The 18,090-nt window shown below is 63.2% G+C and carries 17 protein-coding genes; 11 read left to right on the top strand and 6 right to left on the bottom strand.

The window, feature by feature from the left end:
• Positions 1-29: 29 nt before the first annotated feature.
• Entirely contained in the window at positions 30-584 is a 555-nt protein-coding gene (locus ABD742_RS14285) for a hypothetical protein (protein ID WP_234753801.1), read from the bottom strand.
• On the bottom strand, positions 577-1,392 hold the full coding sequence (locus ABD742_RS14280; RefSeq protein WP_234753803.1) for an alpha/beta hydrolase: 816 nt from the start codon (positions 1,390-1,392) through the stop codon (positions 577-579). Before ABD742_RS14280 ends, ABD742_RS14285 begins: the two co-directional genes overlap by 8 nt.
• A 155-nt stretch (positions 1,393-1,547) precedes the next feature.
• Between ABD742_RS14280 and ABD742_RS14275 the strand changes: the two genes are divergently transcribed.
• Complete coding sequence (locus ABD742_RS14275) at positions 1,548-2,348, top strand: lysophospholipid acyltransferase family protein (RefSeq protein WP_234753892.1); 801 nt, start codon at positions 1,548-1,550, stop codon at positions 2,346-2,348.
• Positions 2,349-2,414: 66 nt separating this feature from the next.
• A complete protein-coding gene (locus tag ABD742_RS14270) occupies positions 2,415-3,842 on the top strand; it encodes a class II 3-deoxy-7-phosphoheptulonate synthase (RefSeq protein WP_372460977.1) in 1,428 nt (475 codons plus the stop codon).
• A gap of 106 nt (positions 3,843-3,948) precedes the next feature.
• On the opposite strand, the gene pknB is transcribed toward ABD742_RS14270, so the two are convergent.
• Entirely contained in the window at positions 3,949-6,039 is a 2,091-nt protein-coding gene (gene pknB / locus ABD742_RS14265; protein ID WP_234753805.1) for a Stk1 family PASTA domain-containing Ser/Thr kinase, read from the bottom strand.
• 73 nt (positions 6,040-6,112) lie between these two features.
• Positions 6,113-7,498, bottom strand: coding sequence for a lytic transglycosylase domain-containing protein (locus ABD742_RS14260; protein WP_234753807.1), 1,386 nt, complete (start codon positions 7,496-7,498; stop codon positions 6,113-6,115).
• 224 nt (positions 7,499-7,722) lie between these two features.
• Between ABD742_RS14260 and ABD742_RS14255 the strand changes: the two genes are divergently transcribed.
• Positions 7,723-8,076 carry an Rv2175c family DNA-binding protein gene (locus ABD742_RS14255; protein WP_234753809.1) on the top strand — a complete coding sequence of 118 codons (354 nt, stop codon included), beginning with the start codon at positions 7,723-7,725 and terminating at the stop codon, positions 8,074-8,076.
• A 105-nt stretch (positions 8,077-8,181) separates the two neighbouring features.
• Here ABD742_RS14255 and ABD742_RS14250 read toward each other — a convergent pair whose 3' ends face one another.
• Both ABD742_RS14250 and ABD742_RS14245 read right to left on the bottom strand, forming a co-directional pair.
• On the bottom strand, positions 8,182-9,180 hold the full coding sequence (locus ABD742_RS14250; protein WP_268819537.1) for a polyprenyl synthetase family protein: 999 nt from the start codon (positions 9,178-9,180) through the stop codon (positions 8,182-8,184).
• A gap of 89 nt (positions 9,181-9,269) precedes the next feature.
• Positions 9,270-9,458, bottom strand: a complete 189-nt coding sequence (locus ABD742_RS14245) for a hypothetical protein (protein WP_308193892.1) — start codon at positions 9,456-9,458, stop codon at positions 9,270-9,272.
• 22 nt (positions 9,459-9,480) lie between these two features.
• Between ABD742_RS14245 and ABD742_RS14240 the strand changes: the two genes are divergently transcribed.
• From ABD742_RS14240 to ABD742_RS14205, 8 genes are all read left to right on the top strand, one after another.
• The gene (locus tag ABD742_RS14240; RefSeq protein ID WP_308193893.1) at positions 9,481-9,783 is read left to right on the top strand and encodes a hypothetical protein; all 303 of its coding nucleotides are present in this window, start codon (positions 9,481-9,483) and stop codon (positions 9,781-9,783) included.
• Between the two features lie 182 nt (positions 9,784-9,965).
• A complete protein-coding gene (dinB, locus tag ABD742_RS14235; RefSeq protein ID WP_234753894.1) occupies positions 9,966-11,168 on the top strand; it encodes a DNA polymerase IV in 1,203 nt (400 codons plus the stop codon).
• Between the two features lie 235 nt (positions 11,169-11,403).
• Positions 11,404-11,769: a DUF3040 domain-containing protein gene (locus ABD742_RS14230; RefSeq protein ID WP_234753815.1), complete on the top strand. Its 366-nt coding sequence runs from the start codon at positions 11,404-11,406 to the stop codon at positions 11,767-11,769.
• Between the two features lie 378 nt (positions 11,770-12,147).
• A complete protein-coding gene (gene mraZ, locus ABD742_RS14225; RefSeq protein ID WP_234753817.1) occupies positions 12,148-12,579 on the top strand; it encodes a division/cell wall cluster transcriptional repressor MraZ in 432 nt (143 codons plus the stop codon).
• Between the two features lie 179 nt (positions 12,580-12,758).
• Positions 12,759-13,757, top strand: a complete 999-nt coding sequence (gene rsmH, locus ABD742_RS14220) for a 16S rRNA (cytosine(1402)-N(4))-methyltransferase RsmH (protein WP_234753819.1) — start codon at positions 12,759-12,761, stop codon at positions 13,755-13,757.
• A complete protein-coding gene (gene ftsL, locus ABD742_RS14215; protein WP_234753821.1) occupies positions 13,754-14,419 on the top strand; it encodes a cell division protein FtsL in 666 nt (221 codons plus the stop codon). Before rsmH ends, ftsL begins: the two co-directional genes overlap by 4 nt.
• A 54-nt stretch (positions 14,420-14,473) precedes the next feature.
• Positions 14,474-16,270, top strand: a complete 1,797-nt coding sequence (locus tag ABD742_RS14210) for a peptidoglycan D,D-transpeptidase FtsI family protein (RefSeq protein WP_234753823.1) — start codon at positions 14,474-14,476, stop codon at positions 16,268-16,270.
• Positions 16,271-16,446: 176 nt separating this feature from the next.
• Positions 16,447-18,084 (top strand): UDP-N-acetylmuramoyl-L-alanyl-D-glutamate--2,6-diaminopimelate ligase, encoded by a 1,638-nt coding sequence (locus tag ABD742_RS14205; RefSeq protein WP_234753826.1) that lies wholly within the window; start codon positions 16,447-16,449, stop codon positions 18,082-18,084.
• Positions 18,085-18,090: the final 6 nt, after the last annotated feature.

Raw genomic sequence — 18,090 nt, 5'->3', positions numbered from 1 at the left:
GCGAGGGGATGCGCAGTGCAGCAGTCCGCTTAGATGCGGGCGCCGTCGTCGTTCTCGTCTTTTTCCTGGGGCAGCTTCATGATGAGGTAAACCACTGAGGTCAGAAAGGTCGCCAGGATGCCCATCACTGCCAGGAGCGGCGCCGAGCGCCAGAACATCGCGGTGAACAGCAGGGCGAGCGGGCCGCCCACGGCTCCGATCCAGGCGAGCATGGTCAGCGGTTCGGTGCCGGCCAGGCTCGGCGGGTCCTCCGGGACGAAGCCGTTCTCGTCCTCGACGTCGTAGTCGCGTGGACCGGTCGCTCCACTACCCTCCCCGCTGCTTGCGGGTTCTTCTGCAGCGCCCCTTTTGGACAATCCAAGAGGGTCGAAGTCCTGGAAGGAACGGGACGATGAGCGGCCTGGAACGTCGTCCGGCCCTGGATCCGGCTCTGTTCCGGAATCGTTGCCGGGTTCCTCCGCCGTCGGCGCCTCGTCGAGGGCCGAGGAAGGCATTGACTCAAGCCGGGCCACCAAATCGAGCCAGACGGCGTCGTCGTCTTTGTTGGCGCTCTGGTCGGGGGAGTCAGGCCCTGGCCTATTCATGGGGTGAATCCCGAAGCTCGGCAGCAGACTGGCTGGCAGGGGCGGAACTGCTTGTCAGCCCTGCCATCGTTTTCCTGATGAACTCGGCCGAGCCCCGGAAAATCTCCAGGGCGTCGTTGTCCAGGGTGGCCACATGGTAGCTGTTCTCCAAGGTGCTGAACTCCATCGAAGCGGTGACCCGCTCCTTCAATTGCTTGATGCTTCGATCCGAAACCACGTGGTCGACGGAGGAACGGAAGACGCGCACCGGTGCGGAAATCCGGGGGAGCAGGGTGACGGTGTCCTTGTACATCTTTTTCAACTCATGGGCGGCGGCGACCGGTGTCCGGGGGTATGCTCCCTCATCCATGCCGGGTTTGAGGATGTCGTTGGCAATGGCCGGGGTGGATTTCATGACGTGCTTGAGGATGCCGACCACGGCGGCGCGGGGATCATCGATCACCAGTCCCGGATTGACGACGACGGTACCGGCCACGGGCCGGGTAGCCGCGATCCGCAGAGCCAGTGTCCCTCCCATCGACAAGCCGGCGGCGAAGACGAAGTCGCACTCGGCCTCGAGCTCGAGGTACGCCGCGTCCACCGCCTGGTGCCACTCCTGCCAGTGCCGCGTGGCCATGTCCTGCCACGTGGTCCCGTGGCCCGGAAGCAGAGGGAGGCGGACAGCGTAGCCTTCCGCCGCCAGGTACTCGGCCCAAGGGCGCATGCTATGCGGACTGCCCGTGAAGCCGTGGCTCATCACGACGCCGATGCTGGGTCCACTACCGGTGAAGTCGCTGGTGTACGGCGAGGGATCGGGGAGAGTGTTCATGATGACTCCGAGGCTACTCTGTTGGCGGCACTGCTTTCCGTGATGAGTCCATCGTGTCACTGTTCGGGACAATTCTCACTGGAGTATGGTGGCTTCTGAGTGCGGGCCAGGACCGTCCGGACGCATTGCAGACGCCGCCCCGGAGAGGAACCAAAGTGTTCTATTGGGTCATGAAACGGATCTTTTTGGGTCCGCTTCTCAGATTGCTGTTCCGCCCCTGGGTCAAGGGCCTCGACAATGTTCCCCACGATGGCGCCGCGATTCTCGCTTCCAATCATTTGTCCTTTTCAGACTCGATCTTCATGCCGGTGATGGTGCCCCGGCGCGTCAGTTTCCTGGCCAAGTCCGAGTACTTCACGGGTACCGGACTCAAAGGCAGGCTTACGGCCATGTTCTTCCGGCTCACCAACCAATTGCCGATGGACCGTTCGGGCGGGGCCGCGTCCGAGTTGTCTTTGCAGGCCGGCAGGGACGTCCTGGCCGGGGGCGGCCTGCTGGGCATCTACCCGGAAGGCACCCGAAGTCCCGATGCCAAGCTGTACCGGGGCAAAGTAGGGGTCGCCAAACTTGCACTCCAAACCCGGGTGCCCGTTGTTCCCGTAGCGATGATCGGCACCGAGAAAGTCCAGCCCATCGGCAAGCGTTTGCCCAACATCCGCAGGATCGGGATCATTTTCGGGCAACCGTTGGACTTCAGCCGGTACTACGGCCAAGAAGAAGACCATTCCGTTCAACGCGCCGTGACCGACGAAATCATGTACGAACTTATGCGGCTCTCGGGGCAGGAATACGTGGATGAATACGCCGCCGTCGTCAAGCAGCGACTGGCCGGGCAGCTTCCGGAACCGGCGGGCGGGAGGGAAGCGAATCCAGCCGACGCCGGTGACGAGGGCAGGCGCCCGCCCGGCAACGGTTCAGGGCCGGACGGCGACGGTGCAGTGGCCGGGAAAGTGTGACGACCGGCGAATAAGGGTTACGGAAGCCATGCCCCGAACAGCGGGCAAGGCAACTAGTCTTGGAGAGTGACTGAGCTATCCGCGAACCCCGCACCGTCCATGACCGGCCCCCTGACCAGTTCCCTGGGCAGCCCCCTGACCAGCACCGCGCAAAGTGGCGCGGCAAACTATCCCGGCTTGGACGATTGGCGCCAGCTGCCTATCTCGCAGCAACCCACCTGGACCGATAGGGGCGTCTTCGATGCCTCCGTCAAAGAACTCTCCGTGCTTCCGCCGCTGGTCTTCGCGGGTGAAGTCGACATATTGCGCGAGCGTTTGGCCGCCGCGGCCCAGGGCAAGGCATTCCTGCTTCAAGGCGGCGACTGCGCCGAGACTTTCGAGGACGCCACGGCTGACAAGATCAGTGCCCGGGTCCGCACCATCCTGCAGATGGCCGTTGTCCTCACCTATGGTGCGGCCATGCCGGTCATCAAGATGGGCCGCATGGCCGGCCAGTTCGCCAAGCCCCGGTCGTCGAACGAGGAAACCCGCGACGGCGTGACCTTGCCTGCGTACCGCGGCGACATCGTCAACGGCTACGATTTCACCCCGGAGTCCCGCGCCCACGACGCCAGCCGCATGCTGAAGGCCTACCACACCTCGGCTTCCACACTGAACCTCATCCGCGCCTTCACGCAGGGCGGCTTCGCCGACCTCCGCCTGGTGCACCTCTGGAACAAGGGCTTCACCGAAAACCCCGCCCATGCCCGCTACGAGTCCTTGGCGAGGGACATCGACCGTGCCATCAAATTCATGGCGTCCTGCGGTGCCGACTTCGAAGCCCTCAAGCGCGTGGAGTTCTTCGCGAGCCACGAGGCACTCCTGCTGGACTACGAGCGTGCCCTGACGCGCATCGACTCCCGCACGGGACTTCCCTACGACACTTCCGGGCACTTCCTCTGGATCGGTGAGCGCACGCGTGAGCTCGACCATGCGCATGTGGACTTCCTGTCCCGCGTGCGCAACCCGATCGGCGTCAAGCTCGGTCCCGGAACCTCCGGAGACGACGCGTTGAGGCTCATTGACAAGCTGGACCCGAACCGCGAGCCCGGCCGCCTCACGTTCATCACCCGGATGGGTTCCAAGAACATCCGCGAGAAGCTGCCCGCCGTCGTCGAGAAGGTCACGGCCTCCGGCGCGCAGGTCCTCTGGGTCACGGACCCCATGCACGGGAACACGGTCACTTCGCCCAACGGGTACAAGACCCGCAACTTCGACGACGTCGTGGACGAAGTCCGCGGGTTCTTCGAAGTCCACCACGCCCTGGGCACGGTACCGGGTGGCCTGCACATGGAAATGACGGGCGACGACGTCGCGGAATGCCTTGGCGGCGCCGATCCCATTGACCAGGATGCCTTCCTGGACCGCTACGAGTCAGTGTGCGATCCCCGGCTGAACCACATGCAGTCCCTCGAGATGGCGTTCCTCGTGGCTGGAGCCCTCACCAAGCGGTAGTCCCCACCAAGCGGTGGTTCCCACCAAGCGGAAGTCCAGAAGCACGCCCGAATACAGGAAAGGCGATCCGGAACATTCCGGATCGCCTTTCCCGTACGGGTACGTCCTACACCACGGTCAAGGTGACGACGGAGCCCTCCGGCGCATCGCTGTCCACGGGGTTCTGGTCACGGACAGTGCCGAAGAAGCCACCCAGGATGTTGTTGATCTTGACGTCGAATCCGAGCTGCTCCAAGGCTTTGCGGGCGGCGTCCGCCTGCTTGCCGATGAAGTTGGGGACGTGCACCATTTTCGGACCCTTGGACAGGGTCAACGTGACGGAGTCGCCTCGGATCAAGGTGCCGTTGGCAGGGATCTGGCTGACCACGGCTCCCGCGGGGACCTTTTTGTCGTTGACGGGTTCCGGCGCAATTTTCGCGGTGAATCCGGCGTCGCTGATCGCTTTGACGGCTGCTTGCTGGGTCATGCCGCGGACATCCGGTACGGGGAGTGGCTGCGGTCCCTTGGAAACCACCAATGCCACCGGGGTGCCGTGGCGGACCGCGGTGTCCTGGGCCGGGGACTGGGAGATGACCGTACCTGAAGGCACTTTGTCGTCATATTGCTCGGTGACTTTGCCGAGCGTCATTCCGGCCACACCAAGGGCATTCTTTGCCTGGTCGAGTGTCAAGCCCGACATCGCGGCAAGCGGAAACAACTGTGGACCCTTCGAGACGAAGAGCGACACTGCTTGGAACTTCCGAACCACCTGGCCGGACGCGGGTTCCGTTCCGACCGCCAACCCTGCCGTGACTTCGTCGTCGAACACGTCTTTTGGCTCGGATTGGAAGCCGGCGGTTCTCAGCAGCTGCTGTGCCTCCGCAACCGTCTTGTTCTTGGTGTCCGGGATGGTTCCGGGCGAGCCGGGCCCCATGCCGAAGAACCAGCCTGCCGCAGTGGCCAGGATCGCCAGGACAATCACGACGATCGTCCAGATCACTGCCCGGCGGCGCGGGTTGCCTTCCCGCAAGGAGCGCGACGGCGTGGCCGCGGCCCGGGCGCGGTCCTTTTCTTCCTGGCGCTCCATCCGCCTGATGTCGCGTTTGCTTGGCGGGGCTTCGGCCGGTGCTTGGGGTTCCCGGTCCTGCGGCACCTGGACGTCGAAAGCCGCGGCGGCGGGGGAGAATCCCGACGGCGGAAGCACCGTGGTTGGATTGCGCTGGCTTGAGATGATCTCCGTCGGGCGGCCTATCCGTTCCAGGGGCTCGGTACGTTCGGAATGGAGAGGGGCGACTATCGCGGTTGCCCCGGCCGCTTCCTGTTGCCCTTCGGACGTTGCCGCCTTGGCGGCCGGCGGGTTGATGTCCAGTTGCGCGTCGCTCAAGCTTGTGCGGATATGCCGCAGTTCCGACAAGAGCGCGGAACCGTCCACGGGACGCTCTTCAGGTTCCTTCGCGGTGCACCACTGGACGAGTTCGTCCACGTCGGCGGCAAGGCCGGGCACCGCGAGCGAGGGCGGAGCGACGGCCGAGTTGACGTGCTGGTAGGCAACCTGGATGGGAACGTCGCCCGCATAGGGTTGCCCGCCGGTAAGCATTTCGTAAAGCATGATGCCGGTGGAGTAGATGTCGCTCCGGGCGTCCGCGGGTTTGCCGAGGACCAGTTCGGGAGCCAGATATGCGACCGTGCCGATCAGGGCGCCGGTGCTGGTTGTCGCCGTGACCGCCCGGGCGAGCCCGAAGTCGCCCACCTTGATGCGTCCGTCGTCGGCGATCAGGACGTTCTCCGGTTTGACGTCGCGGTGGATCAGCCCCGCCGCGTGGGCGGCCGCGAGCCCTTCGATGACGGGGTCGATCAGTGCAAAGGCCAGCCGGGGCGGAAGCGCTGCCTTCTCGTTGAGGACGTCGCGCAGAGTGTGGCCTTTGATGTACTCCATGACGATGTACGCAATGTGGCCATCCTGTCCCTGGTCGAGGACCCCTACGACGTGCGGGTGGGAGAGGCTCGCCGCGGCCCGGGCCTCGCGCTGCAAGCGGTCCAGGAAATTTTGGTCGTTGGCCAGGTGCGGATGCAGCACTTTGAGCGCCACGTCGCGGTCGAGACGCTCGTCGGTGGCGAGATAGACGGTTGACATTCCGCCGTTCGCGAGGCGCGATCGCACCAGGTAGCGCCCGTCCACGAGGGATCCGAGGAGTTGGTCCGAAACTTGTTCCTGCACCCTACGATCCTAGTTGAGCAAAAACACGGGCCCGAATCGACATGCGATCCGGGCCCGTGTTGTTCGCCGTGACTTAGCTGAAGTTCTTCTTGAGGGCCAGGATCGAGGCGACGTAGGCCTTGGTGTCGTCGTACATGCCGTGCTTGCTCACCGAGTACTGGCCCTGGTAGTAGCCTGCGATGGCGGTGTTCAGATCCTTGCTGGTGTTGACGAGGGCCCGGATGATGGCGACGCCGGCGGTCACGTTGTCATACGGGTCCAGGATGTTGAGCTTGCGTCCCACCAGTTGGGAAGCCCATTCACCGGAGGAGGGAATCACCTGCATCGTGCCGATGGCGTTGGCGGGAGAGACCGCACGCTGGTTGAAGCCGGATTCCTGGAAGGCGAACGCCATGGCCAACGACGGGTCCACCCCCATCCGACGCGCGGTATCGGCGACGATCCCCTTCATCTGGGCAGTGCTGGGGACCGGGGACGCATTGAGCAGGGCCTTGTTCGCGTTGGCTGAACTGACCACCGCCTCCGGGTAGGTGTAGCCCAGGAACGTGCTCGGAACCAAGGGGGCGCTGACCGAAGCCGGGGCCGGAGCCGAGGGCGCAGGAGCGCCCGGGATGGCGAGCTTCTGCCCCGGATAAATGATGGTGCTCATGGACAGCTTGTTGGCCGAGAGCAGCGATGACAAGGACACGCCAAGGCGGGACGCGATGCCACCAAGGGTGTCACCCGACTTGATGGTGTACGAGCCGGTGTTGGCAAGTGCCGGCGCTGCCGGGGCCGCCGGAGTGGAAGCAGGGACGAGTGCCGCTGGAGCCGGTGCCGCGGGCGCCGGTGCGTTCGTTCCCGGGCCGACCTTGATCTTCTGTCCCGGGTAGATGATGGACCGGCCGTTGAGGCCGTTCCAACTGAAGACGTCGGACAGGGCCACGCCGTGGCGGGCGGCAATGCCGCTCAGGGTATCGCCCGACACGACTGTGTAGCTGGCAGCCGACGACGACGCCGGGCTGGGTGCCGGGCTTGGCGCGGGTGCCGGGGCACTTGGAACAGCCGCGGAACCGGACAACTTGATCTGCTGTCCCGGGTAGATGATGGTGTTGCCCGAGAGCCCGTTGAGCTGCAGGACAGTGTTGGTGTTCAGCCCGTAGCGGGCCGCGATGCCGCTGATGGTATCGCCCCGGACGATGGTGTACGTGGCCGGAGCCGCCGGTGCCATGGGCTGCATGGCAGCCGGGATGGTCGCGGCAACCGCGGAGGCGGGAATGACGTTTGCGGACACGGCCGCGGCCTGGGCCTGCATGGCCGCAGTCAGCGATGCGGGGATCTTCTGGGTTTGTACCGCCGGAAGCGCTGTTGCCGGTTGGGCGAGCGCCAATGAAGAGAGCATGACGGCGGGCAGCGCCGCTGTGGTGGCCGCAATTATGGGCATGCTCGTTGTCTTCTTGGGCGAGCGGGGCGTCGTCATGGGAGCAATCCTCATCTCAGCAGCGGATGTTGGGAATGCCGCTGTTGCCTGTGTTACTAAAGTTAGTAGTGATGCAAATGTGGTCAATGTGAATCTCTCACATTTTTCGATTCCGCACAAGAAATCCCGGCGCATTCGATTCTTGGGCAATTCGGGGACGCAAATTCCGCCCGTACCGTCCGTCCGGCTAGGCGCAAAGTGCGCGGGCGTGGCAATCTTGATCCGTGAGTAATATAGAAAGCCTCGTTTCCGAATGGCTGCCGCTGCCCGATGTGGCAGAGCTGCTGAACGTTTCAATCACCAAGGTCCACGGTCTTCTGGATGAGCGTGCAGTGGTGGCTGTGAGAGTGGGCGAACGCAATATACGTTCGATTCCTGCACTCTTTATCCAGGACGGTCATGTGGTGGATAGCCTGAAGGGCACCATCGCAGTGCTTGGCGATGCCGGGTACACGGATGAGGAGCTCATCGCGTGGCTTTTCACTCCGGACGAGTCGCTGCGTGGCCGCCCTGTCGACGCGCTCCGTGAAGGGCGCAAAACTGAGATCCGACGCAGGGCCCAATCGCTTGCCTGGTAAGGGACTCCTGCCTTAAATACAGTGGTGGCGATCAGATTGCTGATCGCCACCACTGTATTTAAGGCAGGAATTTAGACTGCCCTTGACGTGGATTTCTCCAAGAGTTCACGCGGCCCGGCTGACGGCAGCTTCGGCCAACTGCCTGAGCGCGGTAAGCGGGAGCTCAGCCAAGGGGAGGCGTTCCAAGGCCTCGAAAGCCTCGTTGCTGAGTTCCTCGATCATCGATTCCGTGGCTTCGAGCGCACCGCAATCCACGATGATCCGCCGGATCTCGGCAACCTCGGCCTCGCCAAGGTCCTGCCTTCCGAGCATGGTATCGATGTAGCTCGAATCAGCAGCCCCGGCCTGGTTGATGGCGAAGCCCACCAGCACGGTCCGTTTGCCTTCGCGGAGGTCATCCCCCGCGGGCTTTCCTGTCGTCCCGGGGTCCCCGAATACTCCCAGGACGTCGTCGCGGAGCTGGAATGCTTCACCAAGCGGCAACGCGAACGCGGAATAGCCCTGCAGGAGCTCTTCGCTCGCACCGGCCAAGGCGCCCCCAAGGGCCAAGGGGTGTTCCGTTGAGTACTTCGCCGACTTGAAACGGATGATGGATTGGGCACGGTGGACGGCACCCGCGCGGTCCCGCACCGGGCCTGCAACTTCCTCCAATATGTCCAGGTATTGGCCGGCCATGACCTCGGCGCGCATCAGGTTGAAGATCCGCCGCGCAGGCGTGCCGGAAGCAGCCCTGCTACCAATCTCTGTGAACGCCTCCTCGCTGAAGGACAAGCAAAGGTCTCCGGTGAGAATCGCAGCCGCGTGCCCGAAGCGTTCGCTGTCGAGGGCCCAGCCTTCGCCCTCATGGAGCTGGCTGAACCGCTTGTGGACGCTTGGACCGCCGCGCCGTGTATCAGAGCGGTCGATGATGTCATCGTGAATCAGGGCTGCAGCCTGGAAGAGTTCCAAAGCGCAGCCGGCAGTGATGATGTCGGGATGTGCGGACTCGCCTCCGGCACCTCGCCACCCCCAGTAGCACATCAAGGCCCGGAGCCGTTTGCCACCTGTCACGAGGCTTGTGATTGAGCCCATGAGCGGAGCGACATCGGGGGAGATGGTGGCCATGGTTTCTTGTTGCACCCCAAGGAAACCGTTAAGTCTGGCGGCGACATCGGCCACAAAACGGCTCTGTTCCGAACCCAGGCTCTCCGTGGTCACTTGATTGACCCGGCAGCCACGTTGGCACCGATGGTGAACGTGGATTTGCCTGCGGTTTCCACCACCGAGATATTCACGGTTTCATTGTCGCCACGGAGGAAATCCTTTGATTTGATACTTCCGACAGTGCTGCCGGGGACTTCCTTAAAGCCCTGCGCCGTGAGCGCAGAGGTATAAAAGGCCACTACTGCGTCCGAGGGGGACGCAATGGTGCCGACCAGGGCCACGGACGCCGGGGAGGAGTTCTTGTCGAAACTGCTGGATTCCACAGCCGCCTTGGGCATCAATGGAATCAGTTGCTGCGGGAATCCCGGGACCAGGGCGCCGACCGCGGCCGAAGCTCCTGCAGCCGCCGTGGAAGTGGTGGACGGCCCCGGACTTGCCGAGGCAGTGGCCCCCCCGGACGATGTTGGCGCAGCCCCTTGGGATGCCGTGCTTGCCGGGGACGACCCGCAAGCCGAGACGGTCAACGCGACGCCCGTGGCCAGCAAGGCCAGGCTGACGGGTTGAGGCTTTCCAAAGAGCTTCACAGGGATTTCCTCCTGGGGACGACGCCGGATGCTGCCTCCAGTTTAGGGCGCCGGATGCAGCCACCAGTAACCAGTGCCGCGGCATAGGATTTCCTTGTGAGACCACAAGCAGAGAACAACGGGCGGGGCCCCGGACAAGAATTCGCCCCGGATCCCGCTGCTCTGCGGGAACTGAGGCGCACCAGCATCCTCCACGTGGACATGGATGCCTTCTTTGTCTCGGTGGAATTGCGCACCCGGCCTGAACTCAAGGGAAAACCCGTCATTGTGGGCTTCCCGGTGGATCGCTCGGTTGTCCTGTCCGCCTCGTACGAAGCGCGCGCTCTGGGCGTGAAGTCTGCCATGCCCATGGCCAACGCCATGCGGATGTGCCCCAACGCGGTCATCATCGAGCCCCGCCACAGCCTCTACTACGAGGTGTCCCGGCAGTTGATGGGCATATTCGAATCGATTACGGACCTCGTTGAGCCCTTGAGCGTCGACGAGGCTTTCCTGGATGTCGGTGGCGCGATCAGGAGGCTTGGTCCACCTCTCCAGATCGGTCATTTGATCCGGCGCCGGGTTGCGTCCGAGCTGGGAATCACTGCGTCCGTGGGAATAGCCGCCAACAAGTTCGTTGCCAAGATTGCTTCTACGCGCTGCAAACCCGACGGATTGCTGCTCATTGAGGAAGGGCAGACCGTAGCTTATTTGCACAGCCTGCCTGTGAACGCTTTGTGGGGAGTCGGGGCCAAGACCGCCGATGTCCTCGCCAGGCTGGGGATCCGTACCGTGGCTGATGTTGCGGCCACGCCGCTTTCTTCCTTGAAAAAGGTCCTTGGAGCTTCGGGTGAGCACGTCCACCGATTGTCGATGGGCTTGGATCCGCGGCCGGTCACGCCTACGCGCCTCGAAAAGAGCATTGGTTCCGAGGAAACGTTCGCTGTTGACACCCCGGATGACGCGCTCCTGCACCGCGAGTTGCTACGGCTCTCCCACCGAACCGCTTCACGGCTGCGGACAGCCGGAATGCTGGCCCGGACGATAGCTCTGAAGCTGCGCTATGCGGATTTTTCGACAATCAGCCGCAGCAAGACAATGCATACGCCGGTGGACAGCGCCCAGTTGATCTACCAGGTGGCGAGCCAGTTGCTGGCGTCCTTGGGGGAGCGCCCCATGAGCGTGCGCCTCGTAGGAGTCCGGGCTGAGCAGCTCGAACCGGCGGAACACACCTCGCTGCAGTTGAGCTTCGATCGCCGGGACGACAACTGGCGGGCGGCTGAACAGGCGCTTGACCGTGTCACCGAGCGATTCGGCATCAAGACTGTCCTTCCGGCGACGCTTCTGGAGCCGCATGCGGAGCCGGACGGGCCGGGCTCTCCCTAGGCTTCGAAGAGCCCTCGGGTGCCCTCCGGTGTGTCTTTCAGAACAGCGGCCAACAAACTATCCTAGAGATACACAGATTTAGACCGTCTGGATAAATTGCCATGTTGCGTCTGTTCCGTGAGACCGTGTTCACAAGACCCGGTCTTCGGGAACCCTTTTATGGGTTCGTCCGTTCAAGGGAACAGAGGCAACGGCCGCGGCGTATCCAGACGCTGGCCGACTAAAGGAGGTCGCGATGCCCCTCTCGGAGCACGAACAGAAGCTCCTCGAGCAACTCGAGAAGCAACTGCATGAGGACGATCCAAAGTTTGCCAATTCAATGGGCTCTGACCCCATTCGCTCATGGTCGACCAGGCACATCGTTATTGGCGTTCTAGGCACTATCGCCGGGATTCTCTTGTTGTTGGTAGGTGTGTCCTTGCAGAACATCTTCCTTGGGGTGCTGGGCTTCATCGTGATGGGCGCCGGCGTTTACTTTGCCACCCTGAGAAGGGCAGCCGGCGGGAAGTCGAAGAGTGGCAAGCCGGGCAAGGCAAGGAACTCATTCATGAGCAACCTCGAGGAACGCTGGGACGAGCGCCGCCGCGGCGAGGAGAGCTGAGCGCTCCACAAAGGGGCTTGTCCTCCAGACGGATGCCGAGTCCTCCACATTGCACCACCAGGTTCTGACCTGATTGCGAAAAGACCCGAATATCGGGTCTTTTCGCATTTAACGCCACGTTCTCCACACCTCGCGAGCCTGTAGGCGCGACTGGCGAAGCCGCCGTCGTGCGCCTCCGTGGAGCGCCGCCGCAAGTCTCCTCCACCACCAACCACCCCTGAGATCCTCATGTTTTCAGGCTCCTGCATTCGAAAATGGGGCCGAAACACGCCGGATTGCGTTGACTGTGGGGGCTTGTGGAGTAAAGTGGAGCGAGTAAGAGGGTAGTGGCGGCGTGGGGCAGGTACGGGCACCTTTACGGATGGGGGCGGTGGGCCAGTGTTTCTTGGCACGCATTCTCCTCGTCTGGACGAAAAGGGCCGGATCATCCTTCCCGCCAAGTTCCGCGAGGAACTTGCTGACGGCTTGGTGCTCACAAGGGGCCAGGAACGTTGCATCTACGTCTTCAGCCAGCGGGAATTCGAACGTATTCACGAATCCATGCGGGAGGCCCCCATCTCCTCCAAGCAGTCACGTGACTACATCAGGGTTTTCCTGTCCGGAGCCTCTGACGAGGTACCTGACAAGCAGGGGCGCGTGACGATTCCGGCGGCGCTCCGGAGCTACGCAGGTCTTGAGCGGGAATTGGCGGTCATTGGCGCCGGAACCCGTGCAGAGATCTGGGATGCCCAGGCTTGGGATGAGTACCTGGCCGAGAAGGAAGCCGCCTTCTCGGAGACCGACGACGACAACCTTCCCGGGTTCATTTAGAAACCGGGACAGGAAGCAGCAATGCTTCTTGGACGGGATCTCCAGCCGCCCATCACATTGTTTTCCTGGCTCACCTTCCCCGGAGCCAGGCAGACGCTGCGATAGGCGCGGATGGGGATCCGGCTCAAGAAGCGACCCGCCCGACTGACAGACGAACGATTCAGCTCTGAGGAGGCCGCATGGAGGAGCAAGACGCGCCAAAACCAACCTCGGAGCGACATGTACCTGTCCTGAAGGACCGGTGCATCAATTTGTTGGCACCAGGTTTTGAGGCCGCCCGCAGCCGTGGCGAAACGCCCGTCGTCATCGACGCCACGTTGGGAATGGGTGGCCACTCCGAAGCGATGCTGCAGCGGTTCCCCGATCTGCACCTTGTTGGCATAGACCGGGACGAAGAGGCCCTGGCCCTCGCCGGAGAGCGACTGCAACCGTTCGCGGCCCGCACTGACCTGGTACATGCCGTCTATGACGAAATCGAAGACGTGCTCGCGGATCTTGGTGTCCCGGAGGTGCACGGCATCCTCATGGATCTGGGCGTGTCTTCCCTCCAACTGGACGAGCGGGAGCGCGGCTTTGCCTACTCCTACGACGCGCCGCTGGATATGCGGATGGACACCAGCCGCGGCCAGACTGCCGCCGACGTAGTCAACAACTATTCCGAAGAAGACCTCGTGCGGATTATCCGCAAGTGGGGCGAAGAGAAGTTCGCCGGCAGGATCGCGAACCGCATCGTCACGGCGAGGGCCACCAAGCCATTCGCCACCACAGGGGAACTCGTCGAGCAGATCCGCGGCGTTGTTCCTGCGGCGGCTGCAAAGTCCGGCGGGCATCCGGCAAAGCGGACTTTCCAGGCCCTGCGGATTGAAGTCAACGAGGAACTCGACGTCCTGGAGAGGGCAGTGCCTGCCGCTCTCGCAGCCTCATCAATGGGCGGACGAGTAGTGGTGATGTCGTACCACTCACTCGAAGACAAGATCGTCAAGTCGGTCTTCCAGTCCCGGTCCAAGTCGTCGGCCCCGCTCGGCTTCCCTGTGGAGCTGGAAGAACATAAGCCGGAATTCAAGACCCTGACCAAGGGCACGGAAGTGCCTACCCCTGAAGAAATCGCCGAAAACCCGCGTGCGGCATCTGCCCGCCTGCGGGCCGTGGAACGCATCAAAGCGAGGAGAACAGCATGAGCACCGCTGCCGCGAAGATCCTGCCGACCACGGTGGGGAACACCGCGCGTGCCCTGCCTGCCCGGGGACCGGAGCGCGACACGACCCGCAGGGCGCGGACGCCGCTCTCGCTCGTACAGAGTGTTCCCGGACGACGGCGGACTCCGTTCGTCGTCTTTTGCTTCGGCGTGCTGGCGGCCGCCTTGTTGACCGTCCTGGTGCTCAACATCTCCGTTTCCACGGCCCAATACGACCTTGTGAAGCTCAGGAACGACGCTGCGTCCCTGAACAAGCAGAACCAGGATCTGACACAACAGGTCCAGAACTACCAGGCTCCCCAGAATCTTGCCGCCAAGGCCGCAGAATTGGGAATGGTAGCTTCCACCACCACGGGCCAGATCGATCTGGACAACCTGACGGTCACAGGAAAAGCCACGCCGGCAACCAAGGGACAGAATCCCGGTGCCGTCATCGCTGCTCCCGCGGTTGCAGGCCAGTCCAGCGTCGCTCCTTCTGCACCCGCCAAGAATGATGCACTGGACAGCCGTAAGCCCAACGGGGCCGCAGACTCGACGCCGGCCAAACCGCAGGCGCCCCCGGTTCCTGCGGCACCCAAGCCGCCGGTTGTGGATCTTCACGGTGGTTCGGTCCCGGCTCCACAGCAGAAGGTACCAGGGCAGTAGCGTCCAGCCGACCTGATTTCAGGTAACCAGCAAGGCAAGCAGCAAGGAATCGACGTGGTGCAGAAAACCGGCAAATCGAAGAACAAGAGAACGCCGGCGGCGAAGAAGCGTTTGCGCCTCGGCCTCGGAATCATGCTGACGCTGTTGCTGGTGGTCGGGGGCAAGTTGTTCCTCGTCCAAGGGCTGGACGTCGGTGGCCTGGCCGAGGCGGCCTACAACAACAGGCTGACAACCACGATCCTGCCAGCCGAACGAGGCAAGATCCTTGACGCCAACGGCACCGTGCTCGCCAGCAGCGTGATCCGCTACAACATCGTGGTGGACCAAACGGTCAACACCAACACTGATCAGTTTCCTCGTTTCAACTCCCAGACCCAAGCCATCGATACGATCTCCAGGTCCCAGGGGATAGCAGAACTTGCCAGCGCCCTGGGGATGGACGTCGGGCAGGTCACACAGGCCGTGACCGGCGTGAAGAAGTACAACATCGTGGCCAAGGAAGTGAAGCCGGACGTCGAGGACCGGATATCCCAACTGCACATCCCGGGTATCGTCTCGGAGGGCATCAGCAAGCGCGTCTATCCAAACGGCAGCGTCGCCGGTGGGATAGTCGGCTTCCTCAAGGACGGCACCACGGGCCAAGCAGGCCTCGAGCAGACCCAGGACGAGCTGCTGCGCGGCAAAGACGGCAAGCGCGTCTTCGAGATCGGCGCCGACGGTCTCCGTATCCCCGTGGCCACCGACCTGCTGACCCCGGCGGTCAACGGCAAAGACGTCAAGCTGACGCTGAACACGGACATCCAGTACTTTGCGCAGCAGGCCATCCAGACCCAGGTCAACCAGCTCAATGCTGAGTGGGGATCAATCGTCGTCGAGGACATCAAGACCGGGAACCTCATTGCGATGGCGGACACCAATGCACCGGATCCCAACGACCCCGGCAAGGTAGCGGCTGCGGACCGCGGCGTACGGTCCGTGACGGCTGCTTACGAGCCGGGTTCGGTGGAGAAGATGATCACGGCGTCCGCTGCGATCAATGAAGGAAAGTCCAGCCCATTGGACACTGTCACCATTCCACCGGCTTTGACTATCGACGGTCAGACTTTCACCGATGCGTTCGACCATGGAACCGAGCAGAGGACCCTTGCCGGCATCCTTGGCTATTCGATGAACACGGGTACCGTGATGATCGGCAGCCGCCTGAGCAAGCAACAGCGTTACGACTACCTCACGCGCTTCGGTATCGGCCAAGCCCCGGACATTGGTCTTCCCGCCGAAACCTCGGGCATCCTGGCCAAGCCCGATCAGTGGGATGACCGCCAGCAATACACCGTGCTGTTCGGCCAGGGTGTTTCCCAGTCCACGCTGCAGACCGTCCGGGCCTACCAAAGCGTGGCCAACGACGGCGTGATGCTGCAACCGCGGCTGATTGACGGCTATGTCGGAGCTGACGGGGTCGAGGAGAAAGTGCCTGCCAAGGACTCCCGGCAAGTCGTTACCAAGGACACCGCGCAGCAAGTGCGGGACATCCTGGAGAGCAACGTCACCATGGGCGAAGTGAAAGATGCCGCCATCGACGGTTACCGGGTGGGCGCCAAGACGGGTACGTCCCAGGCGCCCCGCGAAGATGGCCTGCCTGGCTTCGATGGCTACACCGCGTCCATTGTGGGCATGGCGCCCATGGACAATCCGCGCTTCATCGTTGAGGTTGTCCTCCAGCGGCCCAAGGGCAGCATTTACGGCATCACCCAGGGGCCGATTTTCCGCTCGGTCATGGGCCAGGTCCTGCGCACGTACAACGTCCCGCCGTCCACCGGCACTCCGGCGCGGTTCCCCCAATACGCCAAATAGGGCCAAGTACCGCAAATAGGGCCCAGTACTGCAAAAGGCCGGTACGGCAAGTAGTTCAGTTTCGCCAAGTAAGCTTGTTGGGCATCTGTCCGGCCACATTACGATCCACCCATGCCGATTGCGGGAGCCCCCGGGTTCCCGCGCGGCCAGTTTTACGAGTACCAACGGAGACCACCTTGTCAGAGCAGAATGATGCCGTATCGATCCCTACAGGGAACCCGTCGGCTACGGACAAACCCGGCTTCCGTCCAGCCGTCGTGGCGCCTGTTCCCCTTGAGGCCATCGCAGCTTCCCTCGGAATCGTGCTGCCCCCGGACTCCGGCGGTACGTCGGTGACTGGAGTGTCCCTCAACTCGCGCACCGTCGAGCCGGGAGACTTGTACCTGGCCCTGCCCGGTGCCACACGCCACGGGGCCGACTTTGTCACCCAAGCGGTGGCAGCCGGCGCTGTGGCCGTCTTGACCGATGAAGATGGCGCCCGTCAATTGGCACTCAAGGACCTTGCCGTTCCCGTGCTGATCGTTGGCAATCCCCGTGCCGCCGTCGGCACCCTCGCCGCCCTCATTTATCGAAGCCGGCCCCTCGACGGCGTTTCGCCCACGCTTTTCGGTGTCACCGGTACGAACGGCAAAACCACGACGACGTATTTCATCAACTCCCTCCTCCGCGCCCTGGGCATGAATCCCGGCCTGATCGGGACGATTGAAATTCTTGCGGGGGGCGAAGCCATCCCGAGCCTGCTGACCACGCCGGAGTCAACGGATGTGCATGCCTTGCTCGCCCTCATGCGTGAACGTGGGCTGGAGGCGGCTTCCATGGAGGTCTCCTCCCATGCCCTGTCGTTCCACAGGGTCGACTCGGTGACGTTCGACGTTGCCGGCTTCACCAACCTGACACAGGACCACCTCGATCTCCACGGAAGCATGGACGAGTACTTCCGGACCAAGGCGGAACTGTTCACCAGCGCGCGCGCACGGCGGGCTGTAGTGACCGTGGACGACCCCTGGGGGCGCTTGCTGGCCGATGAGGCGGGAATTCCCGTGACCACGCTGTCGGCCACGCCGGGGAGCGACGCTGACTGGACGGTGGAGTCAACCAAGCCACGCGGGCTTGGAACGGACTTCGAATTGCGCCACCGCGATGGAATGGCCCTGCGCGTCCATACCGGATTGCCGGGGGACTTCAACGTGGCCAACGCGGCGCTGGCCACCATTATGGTGCTCGACTCCGGCATCGACCCGTCGGTACTTCAGGCGGCGCTGGACAGCCACGATCCCTTCACCGTTTCCGTACCCGGCCGGATGCAGCTGATCTCGGATGCCCCTGCCTCAGTTGTCGATTTCGCGCACAACCCGGACGCGCTGGCGAGGGCCCTGAAGGCCGTACGCCCGCGATCACCCGGATCCCGCGTGATCGTTGTTTTCGGCGCCACAGGTCAGCGCGACCAGGGCAAGCGGCCGACCATGGGCGCCATCGCCGCCCGGCTCGCGGACGTCGTGATTGTCAGCGACGACGATCCCCATGACGAAGACGCTGCGGCGATCCGTTCGGAAGTCATCGCCGGCGCCCGTGCCGCCCGCGAGTCAGAGGACCTGGACTGCGAGATCGTGGAAGCGTACCCCCGGGACGTCGCCATCCGCCAAGCCGTGGAACTGGCCACTGAGAAGGACACCATCCTGATCGCCGGCCGCGGCCATGAGGTCTGGCAGGAAGTGAAGGGCGTCAACCTTGCCCTCGACGACCGGGTGGAACTGCGGGCGGCCTTGACAGCCAGGGGATTCAAAGTTTCCACGGACGAGCGGATAGAGTCCTAGACCGAG

Source organism: Arthrobacter ramosus (assembly GCF_039535095.1).
Lineage (GTDB): Bacteria > Actinomycetota > Actinomycetes > Actinomycetales > Micrococcaceae > Arthrobacter > Arthrobacter ramosus.
The sequence above is the reverse complement of the archived record's forward strand: the minus strand, read 5'-3'. Positions and strand labels throughout refer to the sequence as shown.